Source organism: Monashia sp. HAY1-2A (genome assembly GCF_056755315.1).
Genome location: NZ_JBNDHY010000555.1, coordinates 1 through 255, shown reverse-complemented (window position 1 = coordinate 255; position 255 = coordinate 1). Strand labels below are relative to the sequence as shown.

Below are 255 nucleotides of genomic sequence, written 5' to 3'. Positions count from 1 at the left end.
ACTCGGGCGACACGATCTATGCCGACAACCCGATCCCTGACGAGATCAAGCTGCGGGATGGAGGTCTTTGGAAAAACAGGATCGTCACGGAGGCGAAGCGGGAGATCGCCCAGACGCTCGACCAGTTTCGCGGGCAATGGGCCTATAACCTGCTCGATGATCATGTAAAGGAGCTGAATGCGGCCTGTCCCGTCTTTTATCAATGGGACGACCATGAAGTCCTGAACAACTGGTCGCCATCGACCAACCTTCGCG

The 255-nt window shown here is 56.5% G+C and carries 1 protein-coding gene; it reads left to right on the top strand.

Annotation, left to right across the window (positions count from 1 at the left end; genetic code table 11):
* Nucleotides 1–255, top strand: a 255-nt coding sequence (locus ACPYOM_RS23065; protein WP_481347752.1) for an alkaline phosphatase D family protein, incomplete at both ends; no start/stop codon positions are given.